This window comes from Ottowia beijingensis (genome assembly GCF_042680925.1).
In the GTDB taxonomy this organism is placed as follows: Bacteria; Pseudomonadota; Gammaproteobacteria; order Burkholderiales; family Burkholderiaceae_C; genus Ottowia; species Ottowia beijingensis.
The window spans coordinates 68,712-92,343 of sequence record NZ_JBHUEP010000008.1 but is presented as its reverse complement, the minus strand read 5'-3'; the positions used below and the strand labels follow the sequence as shown (position 1 = coordinate 92,343).

22 protein-coding genes and 1 pseudogene are annotated in these 23,632 nt (G+C 69.3%); 17 read left to right on the top strand and 6 right to left on the bottom strand.

What is annotated here, in order from left to right; genetic code table 11:
• Nucleotides 1-120 precede the first annotated feature (120 nt).
• From ACFSCU_RS13510 to ACFSCU_RS13485, 6 genes are all read left to right on the top strand, one after another.
• Nucleotides 121-462 (top strand): hypothetical protein, encoded by a 342-nt coding sequence (locus ACFSCU_RS13510; RefSeq protein WP_180550204.1) that lies wholly within the window; start codon nucleotides 121-123, stop codon nucleotides 460-462.
• 25 nt (nucleotides 463-487) lie between these two features.
• A complete protein-coding gene (locus ACFSCU_RS13505) occupies nucleotides 488-1,810 on the top strand; it encodes a glutamate-5-semialdehyde dehydrogenase (RefSeq protein WP_377560952.1) in 1,323 nt (440 codons plus the stop codon).
• Between the two features lie 182 nt (nucleotides 1,811-1,992).
• Entirely contained in the window at nucleotides 1,993-3,003 is a 1,011-nt protein-coding gene (locus ACFSCU_RS13500; protein ID WP_377560951.1) for a sulfate ABC transporter substrate-binding protein, read from the top strand.
• 212 nt (nucleotides 3,004-3,215) lie between these two features.
• A complete protein-coding gene (gene cysT / locus ACFSCU_RS13495) occupies nucleotides 3,216-4,094 on the top strand; it encodes a sulfate ABC transporter permease subunit CysT (protein ID WP_377560950.1) in 879 nt (292 codons plus the stop codon).
• Complete coding sequence (gene cysW / locus ACFSCU_RS13490; RefSeq protein WP_377560949.1) at nucleotides 4,091-4,969, top strand: sulfate ABC transporter permease subunit CysW; 879 nt, start codon at nucleotides 4,091-4,093, stop codon at nucleotides 4,967-4,969. The genes cysT and cysW overlap by 4 nt, the downstream gene beginning before the upstream one ends.
• A gap of 196 nt (nucleotides 4,970-5,165) precedes the next feature.
• On the top strand, nucleotides 5,166-6,257 hold the full coding sequence (locus ACFSCU_RS13485; protein WP_377560948.1) for a sulfate/molybdate ABC transporter ATP-binding protein: 1,092 nt from the start codon (nucleotides 5,166-5,168) through the stop codon (nucleotides 6,255-6,257).
• Nucleotides 6,258-6,281: 24 nt separating this feature from the next.
• Here the strand turns inward: ACFSCU_RS13485 and ACFSCU_RS13480 are convergent, their stop codons facing one another.
• Entirely contained in the window at nucleotides 6,282-7,430 is a 1,149-nt protein-coding gene (locus ACFSCU_RS13480) for an ABC transporter substrate-binding protein (protein WP_180550206.1), read from the bottom strand.
• 173 nt (nucleotides 7,431-7,603) lie between these two features.
• Between ACFSCU_RS13480 and ACFSCU_RS13475 the strand changes: the two genes are divergently transcribed.
• Nucleotides 7,604-7,993: a universal stress protein gene (locus ACFSCU_RS13475; RefSeq protein ID WP_180550207.1), complete on the top strand. Its 390-nt coding sequence runs from the start codon at nucleotides 7,604-7,606 to the stop codon at nucleotides 7,991-7,993.
• 79 nt (nucleotides 7,994-8,072) lie between these two features.
• On the opposite strand, the gene ACFSCU_RS13470 is transcribed toward ACFSCU_RS13475, so the two are convergent.
• Nucleotides 8,073-8,966: an SAM-dependent methyltransferase gene (locus ACFSCU_RS13470; RefSeq protein ID WP_180550208.1), complete on the bottom strand. Its 894-nt coding sequence runs from the start codon at nucleotides 8,964-8,966 to the stop codon at nucleotides 8,073-8,075.
• 208 nt (nucleotides 8,967-9,174) lie between these two features.
• Nucleotides 9,175-9,699: a single-stranded DNA-binding protein gene (gene ssb, locus ACFSCU_RS13465; protein WP_377560947.1), complete on the bottom strand. Its 525-nt coding sequence runs from the start codon at nucleotides 9,697-9,699 to the stop codon at nucleotides 9,175-9,177.
• A gap of 82 nt (nucleotides 9,700-9,781) precedes the next feature.
• Here ssb and ACFSCU_RS13460 point away from each other — a divergent pair.
• Nucleotides 9,782-11,029 (top strand): annotated as a pseudogene (locus tag ACFSCU_RS13460) (chloride channel protein); the annotation flags it as partial.
• 82 nt (nucleotides 11,030-11,111) lie between these two features.
• Here ACFSCU_RS13460 and ACFSCU_RS13455 read toward each other — a convergent pair.
• Nucleotides 11,112-12,311 carry an MFS transporter gene (locus ACFSCU_RS13455; protein ID WP_333707978.1) on the bottom strand — a complete coding sequence of 400 codons (1,200 nt, stop codon included), beginning with the start codon at nucleotides 12,309-12,311 and terminating at the stop codon, nucleotides 11,112-11,114.
• Between the two features lie 312 nt (nucleotides 12,312-12,623).
• Complete coding sequence (locus ACFSCU_RS13450; RefSeq protein WP_377560946.1) at nucleotides 12,624-13,532, bottom strand: LysR family transcriptional regulator; 909 nt, start codon at nucleotides 13,530-13,532, stop codon at nucleotides 12,624-12,626.
• Between the two features lie 98 nt (nucleotides 13,533-13,630).
• On the opposite strand from ACFSCU_RS13450, the gene ACFSCU_RS13445 reads away from it, so the two are divergent.
• From ACFSCU_RS13445 to uvrA, 7 genes are all read left to right on the top strand, one after another.
• Nucleotides 13,631-14,638, top strand: coding sequence for an aldo/keto reductase (locus tag ACFSCU_RS13445; protein ID WP_333707981.1), 1,008 nt, complete (start codon nucleotides 13,631-13,633; stop codon nucleotides 14,636-14,638).
• Nucleotides 14,639-14,763: 125 nt separating this feature from the next.
• Complete coding sequence (locus ACFSCU_RS13440; RefSeq protein WP_180550209.1) at nucleotides 14,764-15,258, top strand: hypothetical protein; 495 nt, start codon at nucleotides 14,764-14,766, stop codon at nucleotides 15,256-15,258.
• A gap of 41 nt (nucleotides 15,259-15,299) precedes the next feature.
• Entirely contained in the window at nucleotides 15,300-15,893 is a 594-nt protein-coding gene (locus tag ACFSCU_RS13435; protein ID WP_333707983.1) for a DUF6448 family protein, read from the top strand.
• A gap of 19 nt (nucleotides 15,894-15,912) precedes the next feature.
• Nucleotides 15,913-16,356: a signal peptidase I gene (lepB, locus tag ACFSCU_RS13430; RefSeq protein ID WP_180550212.1), complete on the top strand. Its 444-nt coding sequence runs from the start codon at nucleotides 15,913-15,915 to the stop codon at nucleotides 16,354-16,356.
• The gene (locus ACFSCU_RS13425; protein ID WP_180550213.1) at nucleotides 16,353-16,955 is read left to right on the top strand and encodes a hypothetical protein; all 603 of its coding nucleotides are present in this window, start codon (nucleotides 16,353-16,355) and stop codon (nucleotides 16,953-16,955) included. Before lepB ends, ACFSCU_RS13425 begins: the two co-directional genes overlap by 4 nt.
• Nucleotides 16,956-16,989: 34 nt before the next feature.
• Nucleotides 16,990-17,700, top strand: coding sequence for a Crp/Fnr family transcriptional regulator (locus ACFSCU_RS13420; protein WP_377560945.1), 711 nt, complete (start codon nucleotides 16,990-16,992; stop codon nucleotides 17,698-17,700).
• A gap of 33 nt (nucleotides 17,701-17,733) precedes the next feature.
• On the top strand, nucleotides 17,734-20,718 hold the full coding sequence (gene uvrA / locus ACFSCU_RS13415; protein ID WP_180550215.1) for an excinuclease ABC subunit UvrA: 2,985 nt from the start codon (nucleotides 17,734-17,736) through the stop codon (nucleotides 20,716-20,718).
• Nucleotides 20,719-20,724: 6 nt separating this feature from the next.
• On the opposite strand, the gene ACFSCU_RS13410 is transcribed toward uvrA, so the two are convergent.
• Nucleotides 20,725-21,150: a hypothetical protein gene (locus ACFSCU_RS13410; protein WP_180550216.1), complete on the bottom strand. Its 426-nt coding sequence runs from the start codon at nucleotides 21,148-21,150 to the stop codon at nucleotides 20,725-20,727.
• Between the two features lie 355 nt (nucleotides 21,151-21,505).
• Here ACFSCU_RS13410 and ACFSCU_RS13405 point away from each other — a divergent pair, with 355 nt between their 5' ends.
• Together ACFSCU_RS13405 and ACFSCU_RS13400 are read left to right on the top strand one after the other, a co-directional pair.
• Nucleotides 21,506-22,471 (top strand): sulfurtransferase, encoded by a 966-nt coding sequence (locus ACFSCU_RS13405; protein WP_180550217.1) that lies wholly within the window; start codon nucleotides 21,506-21,508, stop codon nucleotides 22,469-22,471.
• The gene (locus tag ACFSCU_RS13400) at nucleotides 22,468-23,616 is read left to right on the top strand and encodes a YeeE/YedE thiosulfate transporter family protein (protein WP_180550218.1); all 1,149 of its coding nucleotides are present in this window, start codon (nucleotides 22,468-22,470) and stop codon (nucleotides 23,614-23,616) included. Before ACFSCU_RS13405 ends, ACFSCU_RS13400 begins: the two co-directional genes overlap by 4 nt.
• Nucleotides 23,617-23,632: the final 16 nt, after the last annotated feature.

Sequence of the window (23,632 nt, the reverse complement as noted above, 5' to 3'; positions counted from 1 at the left end):
TCTCGTGATGGATTCGATGTTTAGCGCAGCAACCGGCCGCCACTGTCTTACGATGGCCGCATGCCAACCCGCAACTAGTTCACAACCATGGTCTATCGACGCTTTCTTGCAGCTTCATCCTTGATCTTGCTGTCTGTGCTTTCGGCTTGTGCGGCGCACGCACCGGCATCGTCGCCCGCAGGCGATGTGGTGAAGGTGTTCAAGAGCCGCGGCGCCGTGCAGTGCGAAGGCCGCGGCACCGCGCCCGAAGCCATGCGTGCCGAACTCGAGCGCGCCGGCGTGCGCGTGCAGGCCAGCGCCTGCGGCTCGGATGGCCGCATGCGCCCGGCGGTGTGCGGCGCCGGCACGGACGAGATCAACCTGTTCGACATCGCCGCCGCCGACCTGCCGCGCGCCCAGGCGCTGGGCTTTGCGCCGCTGTCGCAACTGAAAGGTGAAGCGCAGGCGGCGCCCTGCCGCTGAAGCGGCTTTTTGGGACAATCGGGGCATGAACGCCCCGAACGTCGCCGACACCATGCACACCCTGGGCCTGCAGGCCCGCCAGGCCTCGCGCGCCATGGCCCGCGCCGGCACCGCCGCGCGCAACGCCGCGCTGCGCACGCTGGCGCGCCTGCTGCGCGAGAACGTGCCCGCGCTGCAAGCGCCCAACGAGCGCGACCTGGCCCGCGCCCGCGAGGCCGGCCTGGCCGAGCCGATGGTGGACCGCCTCAAGCTCACGCCGAAAATCATCGAGACCTGCGCCGAAGGCTGCGAGCAGCTGGCGGCCATGCCCGATGTGATCGGCGACATCGTGGGCATGAAGCAGCAGCCCAGCGGCATCCGCGTGGGCCAGATGCGCGTGCCCATCGGCGTGTTCGGCATGATCTACGAGAGCCGGCCCAACGTGACCATCGAGGCCGCTTCATTGAGCATCAAGAGCGGCAACGCCTGCATCCTGCGCGGCGGCAGCGAGGCCATCGACTCCAACAAGGCGCTGGCCGCGCTGGTGCAGCAGGCGCTTGAAAGCGCCGGCCTGCCGCGCGAGGCGGTGCAGCTGGTGCCCACCACCGACCGCGCCGCCGTGGGCCAGCTCATCGCCATGCCCGAGTTCGTCGACGTCATCATCCCGCGCGGCGGCAAGGGCCTGATCGAGCGCATCAGCGCCGAGGCCAAGGTGCCCGTGATCAAGCACCTGGACGGCAACTGCCACACCTATGTGGACGACCCGTGCGACCTCGACCTGGCCGTGAAGGTGACCGACAACGCCAAGACGCAGAAATACAGCCCCTGCAACGCCACCGAGAGCCTGCTGGTGGCGCGCGGCGTGGCGACGCAGTTCCTGCCGCGCATCGGCGCCCTCTTCGCGGCCAAGGGCGTGGAGATGCGCTGCGATGCCGAGGCCACCGACATTCTCAAGCAAAATCAGCCTCCAGCGCCCGCCAGTCAAGCGCAGACAGCTATTGATATTGAAGCATTGGTGAAGCCTGCGCAGGACGCCGACTGGTCGGAGGAATACCTGGCGCCCATCATCAGCATCAAGGTGGTGGCCGGCGTCGATGAGGCCATCGCGCACATCAACCGCTATTCCAGCCACCACACCGACGCCATCCTGACCACCGACCACGTCCACGCCCAGCGCTTTCTGCGCGAAGTCGATTCGGCCAGCGTGATGGTCAACGCCAGCACGCGCTTTGCCGATGGCTTCGAGTATGGCCTGGGCGCCGAAATCGGCATCAGCACCGACAAGTTCCACGCCCGCGGGCCGGTGGGCATCGAGGGGCTGACTTCGCTGAAGTGGATCGTGCTGGGCGAAGGGGAAGTGCGGGGCTGAGGACAGCACCGCGCCGGCCCGGCCGGCTTGCCCACGCCCAAGCCCCGTTCGATGCGGGGCTTTTTCATTCCCTATTGGATATAAAGAAACAATAAAAAAGTAGTTTGAGTTTTAAGGCGTGGCACACAGACTACCGCTTGCGGCCGGCACTTCGCCGGCCTTGCTGTTTCACAAGCCTCGCCATGAAAACCTCGTTCCGCCTTCTTGTTTCCACCCTCGCGCTGGCCGCGGCCGGCAGCTTCAGCGCTGCCGCCAGCGCCCAGACCGCGCTGCTCAACGTCTCCTACGACGTGGCACGCGAGTTCTACAGGGACTTCAACACCGCCTTCGTCGCCCATTACAAGAAGACCACGGGCAAGGACATCAAGGTCGACCAGTCGCACGCCGGCTCCAGCGCGCAGGCGCGTGCCGTGGCCGACGGGCTGGCGGCCGATGTGGTGACCATGAACACCACCACAGACGTCGACTTCCTGGCCGAGCGCGGCGTGGTCGCCAAGGACTGGCGCAGCAAGTTCCCCCATGGCGCCTCGCCCACCACCTCGACCATGCTGTTCCTGGTGCGCCACGGCAACCCGAAGAACATCAAGGACTGGGACGACCTGATCCGCCCCGACGTGAAGGTGGTGGTGGTCAACCCCAAAACCGGCGGCAACGGCCGCATGGCCTATCTGGCGGCCTGGGGCCAGGTGCGCGCCAAGGGCGGCAGCGATGCGCAGGCGGCCGAGTTCGTGGGCAAGCTGTACAAGAACGTGCCGGCGCTGGCACGCGGCGGGCGCGATGCCACGGGCATGTTCCTGCAGCGCAACCTGGGCGACGTGCTGGTGACCTTCGAATCCGAAGTGGTGTCGGTCGAGAACGAGTTCGGCAAGGGCAAGGTGGATGCCATCCACCCCAGCGCGAGCCTGGTCACCGAGAACCCGGTCGCCATCGTCGAGCGCACGGTGGCCAAGAAGGGCACGGCCGCCGAGGCCAGGGCCTACCTCGACTTCCTGTACTCCGACGAAGGCCAGCAGATCGCCGCCAAGCACAACATCCGTCCGCGCAACGAAGCCATCCTGAAGTCCCACGCCAACGTGTTCAAGCCGATCAAGCTGTTCACGGTGGACCAGTACTTCGGCTCGCTGGCCGAGGCTCAGAAAGTGCACTTCAACGACGGCGGACAGTTCGACAAGCTGTACCAGCCGGGCAAGTGAGGTTTCTCACTCCCTCTCTCGCTGGCGGGAGAGGACCGGGGTGAGGGTGACTTCACTCCCTCCCCCGCTGGGGGAGGGTTGGGGTGGGGGCTGACGGCGTCTGAGCGACAAGAAGCGCCGCAGCCCCTCACCCCAGCCCTCTCCCCAGAGGGGCGAGGGAGTAAACAGCCGCCACCGCCCGCTGAACCTGCGCCAGCCGCTATTCATTTGATATGACCGCCGCCGCCCTCACCGCGCCCCCACTGCCGGCCACGCCCCGCCGCCGCAGCGCGCGCCGCGTGCTGCCCGGTTTCAACCTCACGCTGGGCTACACGCTGCTGTACCTCAGCCTCGTCGTGCTGATCCCGCTGTCGGCGCTGGTCATCCACACCTTGTCGATGAGCTGGGCCGACTTCTGGGCCGCCGTCAGCGCGCCGCGCGTGCTGGCCTCGTTCCGGCTCACCTTCGGCGCGTCTCTGATCGCCGCTTGCGTCAACGTGGTGGCCGGGCTGCTGGTGGCCTGGGTGCTGGTGCGCTACCAGTTCCCCGGCAAGAAGATCGCCGACGCGCTGGTCGACCTGCCCTTCGCGCTGCCCACGGCCGTGGCGGGCATCGCGCTCACCGCCATCCTGGCCGGCAACGGCTGGATCGGGCAATATCTGGAGCCGCTGGGCATCCAGCTCGCCTTCCAGCCCGCGGGCATCGTCATCGCGCTGATCTTCATCGGCCTGCCCTTCGTGGTGCGCACCGTGCAGCCGGTGCTGGAAGACACCGAGAAGGAGCTGGAAGAGGCAGCGGCCTGCCTGGGTGCCACGCGCTGGCAGACCTTCTGGCGCGTGATCTTCCCGGCCATCGCGCCGGCGCTGCTCACCGGCTTTGCCATGGCGTTCGCCCGCGCGGTGGGCGAATACGGCTCGGTCATCTTCATCGCCGGCAACATGCCCATGGTGTCGGAGATCACGCCGCTGGTCATCATCGGCAAGCTGGAGCAGTACGACTACGCCGGCGCCACCGCCGTGGCCTGCGTGATGCTGCTGATCTCCTTCATCCTGCTGCTCATCATCAACGGCCTGCAGGCCTGGGGCCGTCGCCGCTACGGGGGTGCGGGATGAGCGCCGCCGGCATCGCGCGGCGCGTGCGCACCACCGAGTCGCCCGCCATCCGCTGGCTGCTGACGGCGCTGGCGCTGGGCTTCATGGGGCTGTTCCTGGTGCTGCCGCTGGCGGCCGTGTTCGTCGAGGCGCTCAAGGCCGGCTGGACCGCGTACTGGGCCGCGCTGAAGGAGCCCGACGCGCTGTCCGCCATCCGCCTGACGCTGCTCACCGCCGCCATCGCCGTGCCGCTGAACCTCGTCTTCGGCGTGGCGGCGGCGTGGTGCATCGCCAAGTTCGAGTTCCGCGGCAAGGCCTTTCTGACGACACTGATCGACCTGCCGTTCTCGGTCTCGCCCGTGGTCGCCGGCCTGGTCTACGTGCTGGTGTTCGGCGCGCAGGGCTGGCTGGGCCCGTGGCTGGCCGAGCACGACATCAAGATCATCTTTGCCGTGCCGGGCATCGTGCTGGCCACGGTGTTCGTCACCTTTCCGTTCATCGCGCGCGAGCTGATTCCGCTCATGCAGGCGCAGGGCAGCGACGAGGAGCAGGCCGCCCAGGTGCTGGGCGCCAGCGGCTGGCAGACCTTCTGGCACGTGACGCTGCCCAACATCAAGTGGGGGCTGATCTACGGCGTGATTCTGTGCAACGCGCGGGCGATGGGCGAATTCGGTGCCGTCTCGGTCGTCAGCGGCCACATCCGCGGCCAGACCAACACCATGCCGCTGCACGTGGAAGTGCTCTACAACGAATACCAGGGCCAGGCCGCATTCGCGGTGGCCTCGCTGCTGGCGCTGCTGGCCATCGTCACGCTCATCGTCAAGACGGTGGTGGAGTGGCGGCACGAGCGCGAGATGAAAGCCATCGCCGAGCTGCCGCCGGAGCGGCCGGCATGAAGACCGAACAACCCAACAGCCGGACGCAGAGGACGCAGAGGTTTCGCAGAAGGCGCAGAAAAAACAGCCAAGACTTTCTTTCGGCTGATGGCGTTGACGCCCAAAGGAAAACCAGTTTTGGCTGTTTCTTTTGCGTCCTCTGCGAAACCTCTGCGTCCTCTGCGTCCGGTATTCGGTATCAAGAAAGCCACCCCTCATGAGCATCGAAATCCGCCACGTCACCAAGCACTTCGGCGCCTTCCGTGCGCTGAACGACGTCAGCCTCGACATTGCCTCGGGCGAGCTGGTCGCGCTGCTCGGCCCCTCGGGCTGCGGCAAGACGACGCTGCTGCGCATCATCGCGGGCTTGGAATCGGCCGACGCGGGCAGCATCCTGTTCAGCGGCGCCGACACCACCGATGTGCACGTGCGCGAGCGGCAGGTAGGCTTCGTGTTTCAGCACTACGCGCTGTTCCGCCACATGACGGTGGCCGAGAACGTCGCCTTCGGCCTGCGCGTCAAGCCGCGCCGCGAGCGCCTGAGCGATGCGCAGATCAAGGCCAAGGTGCACGAGCTGCTCGGCCTGGTGCAGCTCGACTGGCTGGCCGACCGATACCCGTCGCAACTGTCGGGCGGGCAGCGCCAGCGCATTGCCTTGGCGCGCGCGCTGGCGGTGGAGCCCAAGGTGCTGCTGCTCGACGAGCCCTTTGGCGCGCTCGACGCCAAGGTGCGCAAAGAGTTGCGCCGCTGGCTGCGCCGCCTGCACGACGAGCTGCACGTCACCAGCATCTTCGTCACGCACGATCAGGAAGAAGCGCTCGAAGTGGCCGACCGCGTGGTGGTGATGAACAAGGGCCGCATCGAGCAAGTGGGCACCCCGCAAGAGGTGTGGGAACACCCCGCCAGCCCCTTCGTCTATGGCTTTCTGGGCGATGTGAACCTGTTCCGTGGCCGCGCCACGGGCGGGCAGGTGCAGGTGGGCGACTGGCAAATTGCCGCGCCCGAGCACGCCCACGCGCTGGACGCCGAAGCCATGGCCTTCGTGCGCCCCAGCGATCTGACCGTGGCCCCTTACGCCGCCGGCGCCACCAGCGGCCTGGCCGCCCGGCTCGACCGCGCCCTGCTCATCGGCCCCCTGGCGCGGCTGGAGTTGACGCCGCACGACAACCCCAGCCACATTCTGGAAGCGCACCTGCCGGCCAACGAATTCCGCCAACTGGGCGTGCAAGAAGGCGACAGCGTGCGGGTGTCACCACGCAAGGCGCGCGTGTTTCTGGAAACGGTAGACGACCCGGCGGCGATGATTTGAGCGCCCAGCGCACAGGCCGAGCGCTCAATGCACAAAGCGCCCCTGCGGGTTGACCAGCGACAGATCCACCAACTGCATGCCCAAGTGCTGGCCGGGTCGGTAGCTGTTGCGCAAGCCGGAAAGCTCCAGCTGCCCCGCCTTTTCAATGCCGGTCACCAGGCTCTCGCGCGTGGGCTGCGGGCCGGCCAGCCGCAGCGCCGCCACCAGCGCCTTGGCCGTGATGTAGCCTTCCAGGCTGCCGTAGGAAAACGCTTTGCCGGGATGGCGTTGCTTGAAGTCGTCCTGGTACTCGCGGGCGATGGCCGTCTTGCGCTCCCACGGGCTGGGCACCACTTGCGCCACCACCATGCCCTGCGCCAGCGGGCCCAGGTTGGCCGCCAGTTGGGTGGCGCCTGAGTTCACGGCGCTGAACTGCACCTTCACGCCCTGCTGGCGCGCCTGGCGGATCAGCTTTTCATACACGCCAATGCCGCCGTGGTTGAACACCAGCTGCGTGTTGGAGCTGCCAAGGCGCTGGGCCAGCGCGGCGATCTGCGCATCGCTCTCATCCGATTTGAACGGCAGATCAGCCGTCAACTGCAAGCCCAGCTGCTGGCACAGGGCCTGCACGTTCTTCAGGTGCTGCTGACCCGTATCGGAATCGGCGCGCATGAAACCCACGCGCTGAATGCCGGTCATCTTGGCGTATTCCAGCAGCACGCGGAATTCCTCCTTGTGCTCGGCCCGCACCGGGAACACCATGGGTTGGTGCGGCACGCGCAAGCTGGGTGAGCCGGCCATGGGTCCGATAAAAGGCACCTTGTGCGACACCGCCACACGCATCACGGCGGTGGAGGGGCCGCCCTCAACAGAGCCGAACAGCACGAACACCCGGTCTTTTTCCACCAGCTGGCGCGCATTCGCCTCGGCTTTGGCGGCCTGGCTGTCATCGTCCAACGTGCCCAGCGCCACCTGGCGGCCATGCACGCCGCCTTGCGCGTTGATCTTGTCCAGGTAGGTGCGCACACCGTCCATCACGGCCGCGCCGTAGGCGTTCTTGCCTCCTTGCAGCGTGATGCTCTGGCCCACCAGCACCTGCTGGGCCGTCACGCCCTCGGCGGCGTGCAACCAGCCAGCCCAGGCCAGCAGCGCGCAGGCGGCAGCAGCCCGCAGTGTGTCTTTTCTTGACGGCATGTAGTCCCTCCCTTGATAAGTTGCTTCAAATTCTAGGATGCGCCTGGTGCTTTCCGCCGTGCTTTCGACACGGTTTGGCCCTCCTGGCCATGCCGCGCTGTGCTGCCGGGCCGGACGCCTGCGGCATCCAGCTCATCACCTGCCCATATTTCGAAAAGAAAGGATCGCACGCCATGACCATCCTCGTTGCCTACGTTGCCCGCCCCGAAGGCCAGGCCGCGCTCGACAAAGGCATTGAAATCGCCACCCGCCGCAACGAACCGCTGGTGGTGGTCAACGCCGGCCCGGGCGGCAAGGACGACACCGGCGTGGTCGACGGCTACGAGGGCGAGCGTCTGGCCGAGCGCCTGGCCAAGCTGCCGGTGCCCGCCGAGTTCAAGCACTTCGTGCGCGGCAAGAGCACGGTCGACGAGATCGAGGCGTTGGTCAACCACCTGGACGTGTCGGTGCTGGTGATCGGCCTGCGCCGCCGTACCGCCGTGGGCAAGCTGCTGCTGGGCAGCACGGCGCAGGAGATTCTGATGACGGTGTCGTGCCCCGTGCTGTGCGTGAAAGCGGCCTAGGCCCTATCCGCGAATACTCTGTTTTTGATAGCTGCTGGCGCTTGATACACAAGCGCCAGGGGCCGATTTGGCTTGAAAATCAATCGCGGGGCGGCCGCACCGGCTCGCTGCCGCCGATGAGTGGGATGGCCGCATCGGTGCGGTCGGCGCGAAACGGCACGCGCGCATCGCCTTGCGTCACCTTGCCGATCAGCTCGCGCCCGGCGATGCGGCCGTCGAACTCGCGCAGCTGGCCCTCGGCATCGGTCAGCGCGAAGCGCACGCGGTCGCCGGCCAGCAGCGGCTGGCGCAGGCTGGCGGTGAAATCGCGGAACACGGCGGCGCCGCCGACCTGCTGAAAGCGCTGATCGACCTCCAGCAAACCGCGCGCCTCGCTGCCATCGGCGAGCGGAAAGCGCAGCGCCCATTCACCGCCAAAGTTCGCCGGCACCAGCCACAAAAAGGCCGTCGCCCCGCCCGCGTTGGTGACTTCGTCGGGCCGCCAGTCGCCCATGTCGAACGAGTGCGACACCACGCGCGTGCCCGGCGTGAGCGCCAGCAGGCGATGGCGCAGGCGCAGGTTCAGGCGCGGCAGCAGGTACAGCGTGACGATGCTGGCGCGCGAGAAGTCGGATTCAAAGATGTCGGCCTTTTCGAAGCGCGCGTGCTCGGCCACGCCGGCCGCCTGCGCGCGCTGCCGCGCCAATGTCACCAGCTCGGGGTTGTATTCAATGCCCAGCCCGCGCGCGCCAGCCTTGGCGGCGGCGATGACGATCTTGCCGTCGCCCGCCCCCAGGTCGATCACGAAGTCGCGCGGCCTGAGACCCGCCAGCCGCAGCATGCGATCGACCATGGCATCGGGTGTGGGCGCCCAGATGACGTCCTTGCCGGGCTGGCCGAAGATGGGGGCTGGCGCCGTGTCCTGCGCTCGCGCCACGAGTGGGGCGAATGCGGCGGCCCCCAGCAAGTGCCGGCGGGAGACGGTGTGGGTCATATCAAAATGATAGCTGTTCGCGCTTGATAGACAAGCGCTGGAGGCCTGTTTCATAAAAAACATGACCGCCCACTTCATCCCAGGCTGCGCAGCAAGCCGCTCAGAAGGCCGCGGAGCAGGCCATGCCGGAACGCCGTGGCCGGGGTCCCCCCGGCCGCCAGCGTTGTCCCCCACAGGGGGAAGGCGCGTCAGCGCCTCAGGGGGAGCATCAGAACGGGATGTCGTCATCCATGTCGTCAAAACCCGAGCCGGGCTTTGACGCGGCAGGCGCCGGTGCGCGCGGTGCAGGGGCAGCGCGCGGGGCGGGCGCCGCGCGGCGTGGGGCGTCGTAGCCACCGCCATCACCACCACCGCCGTAGCCGCCACCGCCATCGTCCGACGGGCCGCCCATGCCCTGGCGGCTGCCCAGCATCTGCATCTGGTCGACGCGGATCTCGGTGCTGTAGCGGTCCTGGCCGGTGGCCTGGTCCTGCCACTTGCGGGTGCGGATGCTGCCTTCGACGTAAATCTGGCTGCCCTTGCGCAGGTACTGGCCGGCGATCTCGGCCAGGCGGCCGTTGAACACCAGGCGGTGCCATTCGGTGTGTTCGCGCGGCTCGCCGCTTTGCTTGTCGCGCCACTTGTCGGTGGTGGCCAGCGTCACGTTGGCCACCTGGTCGCCGCTGGGAAAGGTGCGCATCTCGGGGTCGCGCCCCAGGTTGCCGACGAGGATGACTTTGTTGACGGAGGCCATGGCTTGTTCCTGTGAAAGTGAAAAGGGAAACAGCGGTTGAACTGAACGAAACTGGCAATTGTGCCGCAACGCCCATGCCAGAATGCCCCGCATGAAGGACGATCCGGATTTCCTGGACCAGGTACGCAGCGAGGTGACCGACCCGCGCATCTGGATCGACCGCTTCGTCGTCGGCCTGTTCGCGCTGCTGGCCGGCTTGTCGGTGGTGCTGTTCACGCTGCTGGCCGACGCGGCCGAGCAGGCCTTCAAGTCGATGCAGGCCAGCGGGCGCTGGTGGCCGCTGCTGTGGACACCGGCACTGACGGCGCTGATCGTGTGGGCCACCACGCGCTTTGCGCCCGGCGCGGGCGGCTCGGGGCCGCCGCAGGCACTGGCGGCGCTCGATCCGCGGCTGGACGCGTCCTCGCGCTCGGCGCTGGTGTCGCTAAAGATTTCCTTGGCCAAGGCGCTGGCGGTGGTGGGCGGGCTGCTGGCAGGGCTGTCGATCGGGCGCCAGGGGCCGTCGGTGCAGATCGCCGCGGGCGTGATGTACGCCGCGCGGCGCTTTCTGTCGCCGCGCTCGGGCATCAGCGCGCGCGAGCTGCTGGTGGCGGGCGCCGCGGCGGGCATCGCGGCGGCCTTCAACACGCCGCTGGGCGGCATCGTGTTCGCCATCGAGGAGCTGTCGCGCCGGCTGGAGACGCGCTCGTCCGGCCTGATGCTGGGCGCCATCGTGATGGCCGGCCTGGTGGCCGTGGCGGCGTTCGGCAACCTGTCGTATTTCGGGCGCATCCGCATCGAGCGCGTGGAATGGGGCGTGCTGCTGCCGGGGCTGACGCTGGCGCTGGTTTGCGGGCTGGTGGGCGGGCTGTTCGCGCGGCTGCTCATCGTGTCGCTGTTCGGCGGCACCGACCGCTTCAGCGCCTATCGTCGCCAACATCCGATCCGCTTTGCCGCCGCCTGCGGGCTGGCGGTGGCGGTGATCGGCCTGGTGACGCAGGCCACGGCCGTGGGTGGCGGGCATGCGCACACGCGCACGCTGCTGGCGGGCGAATCGCCCGACGCGCCGCTGCTGTGGACGCTGCTGAAGTTCGTCGCCACCTGGCTGTCGGCCTGGTCGGGCGTGCCGGGCGGGCTGTTCACGCCCAGCCTGTCGATCGGCGCCAGCCTGGGGCACGACGTGGCGCAGCTGCTGGCGCCCGAATACACCACGGTGCTGATCGCGCTGGGCATGGCCGGCTTTCTGGGCGCCATGACGCAGACCCCCATCACCGCCATGATCATCGTGATGGAGATGGTGGACGGCTACGCCATGGTGCTGGGGCTGATGGCCTGCGCGCTGCTGGCCAGCCTGGTGTCGCGCATGGTCAGCCGGCCGCTGTACGCAACGATCGCCGACCAACTGGTGGCGCGCCTGGCGCCCGACGCCACCGCTAGAACGCCCGAGCAGCAGATGGCGCAGCCGATGCCTTCGACGCCGGCATCACCTGCCCCCAGCCCAGCAGCAGCCACAGCAGCGCCAACACCGACGTTGCCACCAGCACCGCCTGCGGCCCCCCGGCCTTGACCAGCCAGCCGCCCAGCGCGCCGCCGGCAAACAGGCCCAGCGACTGCAGCGTGTTGTAGACGCCCAGTGCCGCGCCGCGCGCATGCGCTGGCGCCAGGCGCGAGATCAGGCTCGGCTGCGTGGCCTCCAGCAGGTTGAAGGCGATGAAGAAGAACAACAGCAGCGCGCCCAGCGTCCACAGCCCCGGCGCACGCGGCGCCAGCAGCAGCAGCGCCAGTTGCACGGCAAACAGCAGCGCGATGCCGGTGCGCAGCACCCCGCGCAGCGCACCGCGCCGCTCGGCCGCGAACAGCCCGCCCAGCATGAGGAACGAGGCCAGCACCGCCGGCAGGTACACGTGCCAGTGCTGCGCCTTGGGCAGCCCGGCCTGCACCAGCAGCGCGGGCACCACCACCCACATCGCCATCTGCACCGTGTGCAGCACGAACACGCCCAGGTCCAGCCGCCACAGGTGCGGGTGCAGCCACACGTCGGCCAGGCGGCCGCGCGGCACGTCGGCGTGCTTGGCCGGCTCGGCCGGCGTCCACCACAGCACCACGGCGATGCCGGCCAGCGACAGCGCGCAGGTCAGCCAGAACAGCCCGCCCAGGCCGATCACCGCGGCCAGCGGCGGCGCCGCCACCAGCGACAGCGCGAACATCGCCGCGATGCTGATGCCCACCAGCGCCATGCCCTTGGTGCGCACCTCGTCGCGCGTCTGGTCGGCCAGCAGCGCCGTCACCGCTGCCGACACCGCACCCGCGCCCTGGATGGCGCGGCCGATGATGAGCATCTGCACGCTGCCCGCCAGCGCCGCGACGGCGCTGCCCAGGGCGAACACCAGCAGCCCGACCACGATGACCTTCTTGCGCCCCACGCGGTCGGACGCCAGCCCCAGCGGCACCTGCATGACGGCCTGCGTCAGCCCGTAGATGCCCATCGCCAGCCCCACCAGCGCCGGGTCGTCGCCGCCGGGGTAACGCGCCGCCTCCAGCGCGAACACCGGCAGCACCAGGAACAGCCCCAGCATGCGCAGCGCGAAGATGCCCGCCAGCGACAGGCTGGCGCGCCGCTCGTCCGGCGTCATGCGGTGGGAAACGGGGGAGGAGGAGGAAGCAGCGGTCACGCGAATTGAACAACGAAGCCGGGCAGAACGCGGCCCCGCGGGCCGCGCCCGGTATTGTCGATCATCGGCGCGTAGCTGCCGGACAAGGCATCGAATCGGGCTTCAGGCGCCGTCCAGAAAGCGCTGGAAGCTATCCAAAAAAGAGCGATAGAGGACTGCTGGGGTGACACCAGCAGGCACGGGCGTTGCTCACAAGGCAGGCAGCGTGTGCCGCAGAAATACTCCCGATTCAATAGCTTCCTGCGCAGTACTGGTAACGCCTGAAGGCCATTTTCATGCCGAATCTTCGGTACTGCGCAGCAGATCGAGCAGCGCGCGCAAACCCGCCGGCTGCAGGCGCCGGCTGGGGTGGTACAGGTACAGCTGCTCGGCCGGCGGCAGCCAGTCTTGCAGCACCCGCACCAGCCGCCCGGCGGCCACGGCGGGCGCGGCCTGCCCTTCGTAGACGTAGGCCAGCCCCAGGCCGGCCTCGGCCGCCAGCAGCATGGCCGTCTGGTCGTTGGCGGTGAAAGCGCCCGCCACCTGCACCTCGAACCCGCGCCCGTCCGGTGCGACGAACTCCCAGCCATACAGCCGCCCACTGGGAAAGCGCAGCCGGATGCAGGCGTGCGCCATCAGCTCGGCCGGCGTGCGCGGCGTGCCGTGGCGCGCCAGGTAAGCGGGCGCGGCGACGACGGCAAAGCGCTGCGGCGCGCCCACCGGCAGCGCCACCATGTCGCCCTGCAGACTCTCGCCAAAGCGCAGGCCGGCGTCGAAGCCGGCGGCCACGATGTCGACCAGCGCCTCGTCGCAGCTCAGCTCCACCGCCATGCCGGGGTGCGCGGCCAGAAAGCGCGCCAGCCGCGGCATCAGCACCAGGTGGGCGGCGGTGCGCGGGGCGGTCAGGCGCAGGGTGCCCCGCGGGGTGTCGGCGGCCTCGCGCGCCTCGCCCACCGCGCGGCGGATGTCGGCCAGCGCCGGCGCCAGCGTGGCCAGCAGGCGCGCGCCGGCTTCGGTGGGCGCCACGCTGCGGGTGGTGCGGTGCAGCAGGCGCAGGCCCAGGCGCGCTTCCAGCGTGCGCAGGCTGTGGCTGACGGCCGAGGGCGTCACGCCCAAGCGCGTGGCAGCGGCGCGAAAGCTGCCCGCCTCGGCCACGGCGGCAAAGGCTTGCAGCTCGTTCAGCGGGGCGTCCGGCAAGGTCATTGGTGAAAGTGGCTCAGCAATTCGATGAATGGCGGGGCGATTATCAAACGCAGCCGGCCGGCGTAAGCTGAACCCCTCATTGAAGAAAAGGACCCGCCATGACCGCCACCCATCGCCCCCTCGGTTCCACGCTGCCGCCCGTCTTCCCCATCGGGCTGGGCTGCATGGGCATGAGCGAGTTCTACGGCGCCAGCGACGACGCCGAATCGCTGGCCACGCTGGCGCGCGCCGTCGAGCTGGGCGTGATGCTGTTCGACACGGCCGACACCTACGGCCTGGGCGCCAATGAAGAACTGCTGGGCCGCTTCATCGCCGAAGGCGGCGCCGCGCGGCGCGCGCGCATGGTGATCGCCACCAAGTTCGGCATCGTGCGGCAGGCCGGCACGTATGAGCGCCGCATCGACAACTCGCCCGCCTACATCCGCGCCGCGTGCGAGGCATCGCTTCAGCGCCTGGGCGTGGAGCAGATCGACCTTTACTACTGCCACCGGCGCGATGCGGCGGTGCCGATCGAGGAGGTGGTGGGCGCCATGGCCGAGCTGGTGCGCGCGGGCAAGGTGAAGGCCATCGGCCTGTCCGAAGTCAGCGCCGACACGCTGCGCCGCGCCCACGCCGTGCACCCCATCGCCGCGCTGCAGAGCGAGTACTCGCTGTTCACGCGCGAGCCCGAGACCGACGTGCTGCCGGCCTGCCGCGAACTGGGCACCGCCTTCGTCGCCTACAGCCCGCTGGGCCGCGCCATGCTGACCGGCGCGCTCGATACGGCCAAGCTGGAAGCGGGCGACTTCCGCGCCAACAACCCGCGCTTTCAGGGCGAAGCGGCTGCGGCCAACGCAGCGCTGGTCGAGCAACTGGGCGCACTGGCGCGCGAGTGGGGACTGACGCCGGCACAACTCGCACTGGCCTGGATGCTGGCCCGGCAGCCGCACGCCATCCCCATCCCTGGCACGCGCCGGATCGCCCGGCTGGAGGAGAACCTGGCCGCCGCGCGGGTGGCGCTGACGCCGGCGCAGACCGCGCGCATCGAAGCCGTGTTCGCGCCCGGCGCGGCGCAGGGCGGGCGCTATCCCGACGCCGGTTGGGCGGGCGTTGAAACGCGGCGCTGAGCGCGCCCGAACACGCCGCGTTCTTGATGTTTGCTAAGGATCGGAAGCTTCGCAGGAACGCGCGCTGAATCCCGCCCTCCGACGTTCCATGCAGGCGATGTCCGCCTGACGTCAAGGAGATGAGGATGAAAGCCCTGAAATGGACGCTCGCGGCCACCGCCGTGGTCACGCTGATGACGCTGGGCGCGCCGATCCACGCCCAGGCCCAAACCGCCGCCCACGACCACGGCAGCGCGCCGCAGTCGCTGACGCTCAACCAGGGCCAGAAATGGGCCACCGACGCGCCGCTGCGCAAGGGCATGGATGGCATCCGGGGCCTGGTTGCACCGCAGCTGAAGGCCGCGCACGCCGGCAAGCTCAGCGCCGCCCAATACAAGCAACTGGCCGGCAAGATCGAACGCGAAGTCGCCGGCATCGTGGAGAACTGCAAGCTGGAGCCCGCCGCCGACGCCCAGCTGCACGGCCTGATCGCCGAGATCGGCGCCGGCGTCGACGCCTTGAACGGCAAGTCCGCCGACACCCGGCCGGTCGATGGACTGCTGAAGGTGACGCACGCCGTCAACCAATACCCCCACTACTTCGACCACCCGGGCTTTCGTGCCCTCCCGATCGCGCACTGAGCGCTTCATGGCCCGTCTGACCACCACCTGAGGAGACCATCATGACCTTCACCACTTTCCTTCGCACGCTGGCATCGTCGATCACCAGCCTCGTCATCCGCCCCGCCTCGGCGCACTGCGACACGGCTGACGGCCCCGCCGTCGTCGATGGCCGCCGCGCGCTGAGCCAGGGCAACGTCAACATCGCCCTGAAATGGGTCATGCCCGAGGGCGAGGACGAACTGCGTGCCGCCTTCGACCGCGCCCAGCGCGTGCGCGCCGTGGGCGGTGAAGCGGCCGCGCTGGCCGAGCAGTGGTTCCTGGAGAACATGGTGCGCATCCACCGGGCCGGCGAAGGCGCGGGCTACGACGGCATCAAGCCGGCTGGCTCCCATGTCCCGGCCCAGGTGCGTGCCGCCGACGAGGCGCTGGAGAAGGGCAGCATCGAGCCGCTGCGCGGCCTGATCGACGCCGAGCGCTGGCCCGAGCTGGAAAAGCGCTTCGACAAGGCCATCGCGCTGAAGCACTTCGACGACGACGACCTGCCCGCCGCGCGCACCTACATGGACGCCTACGTGTCCTTCTTCAAATACGCCGAAGGGCACGACCACGAGCATGGGCACGGCCACCACGGTCATGGCGGCGACCACCACTGATCGGAAAGGGATCACCGGCATGTTGTGGCTCACCCGCGTGCAATCGCACTCCATGGCCCCGACGCTGCCCGGCGGCGCGCTGGCGCTGACGCGCCGGCTGTGGCGCCGCACCCCGGTGCGCCGCGGTGACGTGGTGGTGGTCGATTCGCGCGAGCTGGGCCGGCACGTGGTCAAGCGCGTCATCGGCCTGCCGGGCGAGACCGTCGCCATCGAGGCAGGACGGGTGTCGATCAACGGCCAGCCGCTGGCCGAACCCTACGCCAGCCGTTCCGTCTTTACCGACACCTTTCACGTCCCCGCTGGCCACTACCTGCTGCTGGGCGACCATCGCGACGCCTCCAGCGACAGCCGCAGCTGGCGCCAGCCCTACATCGCCCGCGCGGCGCTCATCGGGCGCCTCATTGGCCGCGGCTGGTCGTGGCCGCAGCGTGGTTTGCCATTCGCGGTAGAGAGACCAGCATGAACACGCCCGCTTACTACGACACCGTGCCGCCCATCACGATGACCGACCCGCTGGCCGAAACGCTCGGCTCGGCCGAGGGCGGCACGCTCGAATACCGCTACCTCGACGCCGTCAAGTTGACCGGCCACTCCTGCCCCACCGTGGCCGGCGCGTGGCGCTTGACACGCGACGCGCTGGCCCGCCTGTACCCGCAGGGCACGCCACGGCGCGGCGAGATCAGGGTGGAGTTGCGGGAGTCGCTCGATGACGGGGTGGTCGGCGTGATCGCCAGCGTCGTCTCGCTGGTGACGGGCGCCGCCAATGCCGGCGGCTTCAAGGGCTTTGCCGGCCGCCATGGCCGCAAGGACCTGCTGGCCTTTGGCGTGCCGATGCGCGGCGACATCCGCTTCACCAGACTGGACGACGGCCGTTCGGTCGAGTTCACGCGCCAGGGCTTTGCCGTGCCGCGTTCGGCCGAACTGACGCAACTCCTGCGCGCCGCCGTGGCGCCCGAGGCCACCGAAGCTGCCCGGCGCGCCTTCGCCCAGCGCTGGAGCGGCTGGGTAGAGCAGATGACCGACCCGGCCTGCCCGCCGGAGTGGGTCGAGACGGCCGCCTGACGCCCCCGTTCGCGTTCGCGGTACGCTGTCGGGCATGGCCCGGCGCGAAGTCCCCCCTGAAACCCTGCTGGCGCGCCTGCCCTTGTTTAGCGCGCTGGACAAGGCCACGCTGGCGCGGCTGGCGGCTGTCGCCACGCGGCATGAATTCAAGCGCGGCGAACAGGTGTTCCGCCATGGCGAGCCGCTGGGCGGCATGTATGTCGTCGTCTACGGCCAGATTCGCCTGCTGGGCGCCGGGCCACCAGGCGCGCAGCGGCTGACCGGCATCGCGGGGCCCGGCCACAGCATTGCCGAACCGCTCGCGTTTCTCGACCACACCGCCGTGGTGACCGCCGAAGTCGCCAGCGATGCGCTGCTGCTGCAAATCCCCAAGCAGGCGCTGTTCGACGAGCTGGAGCGCAACCCTCTGCTGGCGCGGGGCATCATCGTCGGCCTGTCGCGGCGCGTCGAGAGCCTGGTGCAGGAGCTAGCGCTGCAGGCCCTCAGCAATGGCACCGAGCGCTTCATCGCCTGGCTGCTGCGCCGCTGCGACGACACCGGAGCGCCCTTCGTCGTCACCCTGCCCTCCACCAAGCGCGCCATCGCCTCGCACCTGAACCTGACGCCGGAACATTTCTCGCGCATCCTGCAGGAATTGCAGCAGGCAGAGCTGCTGCAGGTCAGCGGCCGAACCATCACGGTGCCGCACCCGGCGCGGCTGATGGCAGGCTGGCGCGCCTGCAATCTTTTGCCTGAAAACCGATAATGGTCGGTTGCCCTGCGCCAGGGCACCGCTGTCATGACCGATCTTTCCAAGCCCCCGATTTCCGCCGAGCCCGAGGCCGGCACGCCGCTGGCCGCCGCCCTGCGCGCGCAGCGCCTGGCCATCCGCGGCGCCCGCACGCACAACCTGAAGAACATCGACCTCGACATTCCCAAGCACCAGCTGGTGGTGATCACCGGGCTGTCGGGCTCGGGCAAGTCGTCGCTGGCCTTCGACACGCTATACGCCGAAGGCCAGCGCCGCTACGTCGAAAGCCTGAGCGCCTACGCGCGCCAGTTCCTGCAGCTGATGGACAAGCCCGACGTGGACCTGATCGAGGGCCTGTCGCCCGCCATCGCCATCGAGCAGAAGGCGACCAGCCACAACCCGCGCTCCACCGTCGGCACGGTGACCGAGATCCACGACTACCTGCGCCTGCTGTTCGCGCGCGCCGGCACGCCGTACTGCCCCGAGCACGACCTGCCGCTCACCGTGCAGACGGTAAGCCAGATGGTCGACGCGGTGCTGGCGCTGCCCGAGGACACGAAGATCATGATCCTCGCGCCGGTGGCGCGCGAGAAGAAGGGCGAGTTCACCGAGCTGTTCGAGCAGATGCAGGCGCAGGGCTACGTGCGCTTCCGCGTCGGTGGCCAGGTGCTGGCGGTGGAAGACCTGCCCGCGTTGAAGAAGGCCGAGAAGCACGACATCGACGTGGTCATCGACCGCCTCAAGGTGCGCCCCGATATCGCCTCGCGGCTGGCCGACAGCTTCGAGGCCGCGCTGCGGCTGGCCGACGGGCGCGCCATCGCGCTGGAGATGGACAGCGGCCAGGAGCACCTGTTCAACAGCAGGTTCGCCTGCCCGGTGTGCGGTTATTCGATTGCCGAACTGGAGCCGCGCCTGTTCTCCTTCAACGCCCCGGCCGGCGCCTGCCCCAGCTGCGACGGCCTGGGCACCACGGAGGTGTTCGACGCCGAACGCGTGGTGGCCTTCCCTTCGCTCAGCCTGGCCAGCGGCGCCATCAAGGGCTGGGATCGGCGCAACGGCTATTACTTCGCGCTGATCGAATCGCTGGCCAAGCATTACAAGTTCAGCGTCGACACGCCATTCGAGCAACTGCCCGAGGCGGTGCGCCACGCCATCCTGCACGGCTCGGGCGACGAGGAGATCAAGTTCAGCTACACCTTCGAGAGCGGCGCCTCGGCCGGCCGCAAGGTGAACAAGAAGCACCCGTTCGAGGGCATCCTGCCCAACATGGCGCGGCGCTACCGCGAGACCGATTCGCCCATCGTGCGCGAGGAGCTGGCGCGCTACCGCGGTACGCAGCCCTGCACCGCCTGCGGCGGCACGCGTCTGCGCAAGGAGGCGCGCCACGTGTTCGTGGGCGAGGCCGGGCAGCGCCGCGCCATCTACGAGATCAGCCACGTCACGCTGGGCGAAGCCAAAGCGTATTTCGACGCGCTGCAGCTCGCCGGCGCCAAGGCCGAGATCGCCGACAAGGTGGTGCGCGAGATCGGCAACCGCCTCAAGTTCTTGAACGACGTCGGCCTGAACTACCTGAGCCTGGAACGCAGCGCCGAGACGCTGAGCGGCGGCGAGGCGCAGCGCATCCGCCTGGCCAGCCAGATCGGCAGCGGCCTGACGGGCGTGATGTACGTGCTGGACGAGCCCAGCATCGGCCTGCACCAGCGCGACAACGACCGCCTGATCGGCACGCTGCAGCACCTGCGCGACCTGGGCAACAGCGTGCTGGTGGTGGAACACGACGAGGACATGATGCGTGCCGCCGACCACATCATCGACATGGGGCCGGGCGCGGGCGTGCACGGCGGCCGGGTGATGGCGCAGGGCCGCTTCGACGACGTGGCGGCGGCCCGGGATTCGGTGACCGGGCAGTTCCTGCGTGGCGAGCGGCGCATCGAGATACCGAAGCGACGTCGACTAAGCTACAAGGTTGATAGCTTCTCACGCCCGTCAGACGGAGCTTCAGCACCTAAAACGCCTGAAATCGACGGTCGCATCCGCATCGTCGGCGCCAGCGGCCACAGCCTGAAGAACGTGACGGTGGACTTCCCCGTGGGCCTGTTCACCTGCGTGACCGGCGTGTCGGGCTCGGGCAAATCCACGCTGGTCAACGACACGCTGTACGCCGCCGCCGCGCGCGACATCCACCGCGCCCACACCGAGCCGGCGCCGCACCAGGCCATCCTGGGCCTGTCGCAGTTCGACAAGGTGATCGCGGTCGACCAGTCGCCCATCGGCCGCACGCCGCGCAGCAACCCGGCCACCTACACCGGCCTGTTCACGCCGATCCGCGAGCTGATGGCCGAGACCGCCACGGCGCGCGAGCGCGGCTACGGGCCGGGGCGCTTCTCGTTCAACGTGCCGCAGTCCAGCGGCGGTGGCCGCTGCGAAGCCTGCCAGGGCGACGGCGTGGTGAAGGTGGAGATGCACTTCCTGCCCGACGTCTACGTGCCCTGCGACGTGTGCCACGGCCAGCGCTACAACCGCGAGACGCTGGAGGTGCAGTGGAAGGGCCGGCACATCGCGCAGATCCTGGAGATGACGGTGGAAGAGGCCCACGCCTTCTTCAAGGACCAGCCCAGTCTGGCGCGCAAGCTGCAGACGCTGCTCGACGTGGGCCTTTCCTACATCCAGCTCGGCCAGAGCGCCACCACGCTTTCCGGCGGCGAGGCGCAGCGCGTGAAGCTGGCGCTGGAACTGTCCAAGCGCGACACCGGCCGCACGCTCTACATCCTGGACGAGCCCACCACCGGCCTGCACTTCGCCGACATCGAACTGCTGCTGAAGGTGCTGCACCAGCTGCGCGACGCGGGCAACACCATCGTCGTGATCGAGCACAACCTCGACGTCATCAAGACCGCCGACTGGCTGATCGACATGGGGCCGGAAGGCGGCGATGGCGGCGGCACCGTGGTGGCGCAGGGCACGCCCGAGGATGTGGCGGCCCACCCGGCCAGCCACACCGGGCGCTATCTGAAAAGAATGCTGGAAGGCTGACGGGCTTCAGCCGCCGTCGGCCGGATACTGGTATCCGCGCCCGTTGCGCGGTGCTGAGCGCTGCCAGTCACGGTCGTCGAAGCGCCAGTCGCGACGGCCGTCACCCAGCTCGCCGCTGTTGCGCGGCGCGTTGTAGCGCCGGCGCCCATCGCCCAGTTCACCGCTGTTGCGGCCCTGGCCGTAGGAGTAACCGTCGTTGCGCCACCGCCGCGGCCGGTCGTCATCGCGCCAGCGGCGGTCCTGCCAACGGCGCGAGTCGGGCAGGTCGCGGTCGCGCACGTACTGCACCGAGCCATCGGGCATTCGGTAGTAGCGCCCATCGGCTGCGGCGGCCGGCGCCGACAGGCCGAACACGCCCGCACCCAGCAGCGCGGCCAGTGCCGCAGCCACACCGCGGCGGGCGATACGGGAGTTGGAAGGGGTCTGTGTCATGTCGCTCTCCTTCGATGCAGGGCACCGATCCACGGTCGGCGTCCGCTGGCCTGTTCAACGCGTGGCACCCCGCCAAGGTTGAGGGGCCAGCGCCGGATCCCGGTGAAGCGCGGGTAAAGCTCGTCAGCATTTCCAACGCCAACACCCCGGCGAGGCGCCTCGACACAGCGTAAGGCCGCGCCCCGGCACTGATCGTCGGGCCGGGCGCACCGCGGCTGTCGGACAGCGGCTCACGCGCCGCGCACGGCAGGTTTCTGCGCCCGCGGCATAAGCATGTGACGAAACTGTATTTGGCCGCCAGCCCCGACTGGCGAAAATATCAGGCTTTGCTTATTTGCCTTGCTGGTTTGGTTGCATGCGAACCCTGATCTCGTTTTTCATCACCTGGCTGGCCGGCGCGCTGCTGGCGGCCTCGGCCTGGGCCGCGCCGCCGCTGCTGACACCGGCCGAGCTGCAGGCGCTGCGCCTGACGGGCTCGGTGCGCATCGTCGACACGCGCGAAGGCCCAGCGTACGCGCTGCAGCACCTGCCCGGGTCCGTGTCGGCGCCCTACGGCCGCTGGCGCGGCCCGGCCACCAACCCCGGCCAGCTGCCGCCGATGAAGCAGCTGACGGCCTTGGTGCAGGAGCTCGGCCTGACGCCCGAGACGCACGCCGTCATCGTCTACACCGGCGTCGATTCGACCGACTTCGGCTCGGCCGCGCGGGTGTACTGGACGCTCAAGAGCCTGGGCATGCGCGAGCTGTCGATCCTCAACGGCGGGCTGAACGCCTGGAAGGCCGCCGGCCTGCCGGTGACGGCGCAGCCGGCCAGCGTGCCCGCCAGCAGCTGGCAGCCCCGCTTCAGCCACCAGTGGCTGGCCACGCAGGACGACGTGAAAGGCGACCTGCACGGCCAGGGCGCGGTGCTGGTCGATTCGCGGCCGGCGCCGTTCTTTCAGGGCCGCAAGTCGCACGGCGCGGCCAAGGCCGCCGGCACGCTGCCGGGCGCCATCAACCTCGACAGCGACCTGTTCTTCGAGCCCGGCAGCGCCGCGCTGATGGACAAGGCGCAGCTGGCCAGCGAGGCCGCGGCCCTGCACGCGCGGCCCGGCCAGGCCACCGTGGCCTTCTGCAACACCGGCCACTGGGCCGCCACCGACTGGTTCGTGCTGTCCGAGGTGCTGGGCCAGCCCGACGTGAAGCTCTACCCCGGCTCGATGGTCGAGTGGAGCCAGGCCGCCACGCCACTGCCCATGGCCAACGAGCCCGGCCGGCTGGCACAACTGCGCTACCAGCTGCTGGGCTGGTCGCACCGCAACCTGGGAACCAAGGCACCATGAGCACGCTTGTCACTTCACCCGGCGCGACCGTCGCCGCTGGCGCCACGCGCGCGCCCAGCCTGTGGGCGCAGCGCCTGCCCATCGCCATCGTCGTGCTGGCGCTGTTCGGCTGGCTGCTGTGGTCGGTCTCGTCGCGCCAGGCGCTGCTGCTGCTGGTGGGCGTGGGCCTGGGCTGGGGGCTGGCGGCGGCGCGCTTCGGCTTCACCACCGGCTGGCGCATTCTGGTGGAGCAGCGCGACCCATCCGGCGTGTACGGCCAGATCATCCTGCTGGCGCTGCTGGCGGCCGTCAGCATGCCGATGCTGGCGCACTTCCCCGAGACGCACGCCGCGCTGGGGCCGCCCTCCATCAGCCTGGTGGTCGGCGCCTTCGTGTTCGGGCTGTGCATGCAGATCGCCGACGGCTGCGGCTCGGGCACGCTGTACAAGGCGGGCCTGGGCGTGCCGCTGAACATGGGCATCCTGCCGCTGTTCGCGCTGGGCAGCTTTCTGGGCTCGGTGCACCTCAACGGCTGGCTGGCGCTGGGCGCCACCGAGCCGGTGGGGCTGGTGCAATCGTTCGGCGCCACCGGCGCGCTGCTGGCCACGCTGGCGGCGCTGGCCGTGGTGGCCGTGGGGGTGGGGCTGTGGAGCGGCCAGCGCTTCAGCCTCAGGCGCATGCCGCGCCGCTGGGTGTGGGGCGCGGTGGTGCTGGCGCTGTTCGCCGCGCTCAACCTGCTGATCGCCGGCCAGCCCTGGGGCGTGGTGTACGGCTTCGGCCTGTGGGCAGCCAAGGGCGCCACGGCGCTGGGCCTGTTCGACCCGGCGCAGAACGCCTTCTGGAGCGACCCGGGCCACGCCCAGCGCCTTTCGCAGACGCTGCTGCTGGACGTGACCAGCATCACCAACATCGGCATCCTGGCCGGCGCGCTGTGGGTGGCGCCCAGGCGCCCGCAGGACGCCAAGCCGCTGACCGGCCAGCAATGGCTGATCGGCCTGGCGGCGGGCTTCATCATGGGCTACAGCTCGCGCCTGGCGTTTGGCTGCAACGTGGGCGCCATGGTCAGCGGCATCAGCACCGGCAGCCTGCACGGCTGGATCTGGGTGCCGATGGCCTTCCTGGGCACGCTGATCGGCATCCGCGTGCGGCGCCGCTTCGGCTTCTGATCGGAAGGCAGCACAC

What these genes read in the sequence shown, in the direction of transcription:
- ACFSCU_RS13505 (WP_377560952.1), top strand. Translation starts at nt 488, where the DNA reads ATGAACGCCCCGAACGTCGCCGACACCATGCACACCCTGGGCCTGCAG.
- ACFSCU_RS13450 (WP_377560946.1), bottom strand. Translation starts at nt 13,532, where the DNA reads ATGACCTTGCCGGACGCCCCGCTGAACGAGCTGCAAGCCTTTGCCGCC.
- ssb (WP_377560947.1), bottom strand. Translation starts at nt 9,699, where the DNA reads ATGGCCTCCGTCAACAAAGTCATCCTCGTCGGCAACCTGGGGCGCGAC.
- ACFSCU_RS13410 (WP_180550216.1), bottom strand. Translation starts at nt 21,150, where the DNA reads ATGACACAGACCCCTTCCAACTCCCGTATCGCCCGCCGCGGTGTGGCT.
- ACFSCU_RS13400 (WP_180550218.1), top strand. Translation starts at nt 22,468, where the DNA reads ATGAGCACGCTTGTCACTTCACCCGGCGCGACCGTCGCCGCTGGCGCC.
- ACFSCU_RS13440 (WP_180550209.1), top strand. Translation starts at nt 14,764, where the DNA reads ATGAAAGCCCTGAAATGGACGCTCGCGGCCACCGCCGTGGTCACGCTG.
- lepB (WP_180550212.1), top strand. Translation starts at nt 15,913, where the DNA reads ATGTTGTGGCTCACCCGCGTGCAATCGCACTCCATGGCCCCGACGCTG.
- ACFSCU_RS13455 (WP_333707978.1), bottom strand. Translation starts at nt 12,311, where the DNA reads ATGACGCCGGACGAGCGGCGCGCCAGCCTGTCGCTGGCGGGCATCTTC.
- ACFSCU_RS13445 (WP_333707981.1), top strand. Translation starts at nt 13,631, where the DNA reads ATGACCGCCACCCATCGCCCCCTCGGTTCCACGCTGCCGCCCGTCTTC.
- ACFSCU_RS13480 (WP_180550206.1), bottom strand. Translation starts at nt 7,430, where the DNA reads ATGCCGTCAAGAAAAGACACACTGCGGGCTGCTGCCGCCTGCGCGCTG.
- cysW (WP_377560949.1), top strand. Translation starts at nt 4,091, where the DNA reads ATGAGCGCCGCCGGCATCGCGCGGCGCGTGCGCACCACCGAGTCGCCC.
- ACFSCU_RS13500 (WP_377560951.1), top strand. Translation starts at nt 1,993, where the DNA reads ATGAAAACCTCGTTCCGCCTTCTTGTTTCCACCCTCGCGCTGGCCGCG.
- cysT (WP_377560950.1), top strand. Translation starts at nt 3,216, where the DNA reads ATGACCGCCGCCGCCCTCACCGCGCCCCCACTGCCGGCCACGCCCCGC.
- ACFSCU_RS13470 (WP_180550208.1), bottom strand. Translation starts at nt 8,966, where the DNA reads ATGACCCACACCGTCTCCCGCCGGCACTTGCTGGGGGCCGCCGCATTC.
- uvrA (WP_180550215.1), top strand. Translation starts at nt 17,734, where the DNA reads ATGACCGATCTTTCCAAGCCCCCGATTTCCGCCGAGCCCGAGGCCGGC.
- ACFSCU_RS13435 (WP_333707983.1), top strand. Translation starts at nt 15,300, where the DNA reads ATGACCTTCACCACTTTCCTTCGCACGCTGGCATCGTCGATCACCAGC.
- ACFSCU_RS13420 (WP_377560945.1), top strand. Translation starts at nt 16,990, where the DNA reads ATGGCCCGGCGCGAAGTCCCCCCTGAAACCCTGCTGGCGCGCCTGCCC.
- ACFSCU_RS13405 (WP_180550217.1), top strand. Translation starts at nt 21,506, where the DNA reads ATGCGAACCCTGATCTCGTTTTTCATCACCTGGCTGGCCGGCGCGCTG.
- ACFSCU_RS13485 (WP_377560948.1), top strand. Translation starts at nt 5,166, where the DNA reads ATGAGCATCGAAATCCGCCACGTCACCAAGCACTTCGGCGCCTTCCGT.
- ACFSCU_RS13425 (WP_180550213.1), top strand. Translation starts at nt 16,353, where the DNA reads ATGAACACGCCCGCTTACTACGACACCGTGCCGCCCATCACGATGACC.
- ACFSCU_RS13475 (WP_180550207.1), top strand. Translation starts at nt 7,604, where the DNA reads ATGACCATCCTCGTTGCCTACGTTGCCCGCCCCGAAGGCCAGGCCGCG.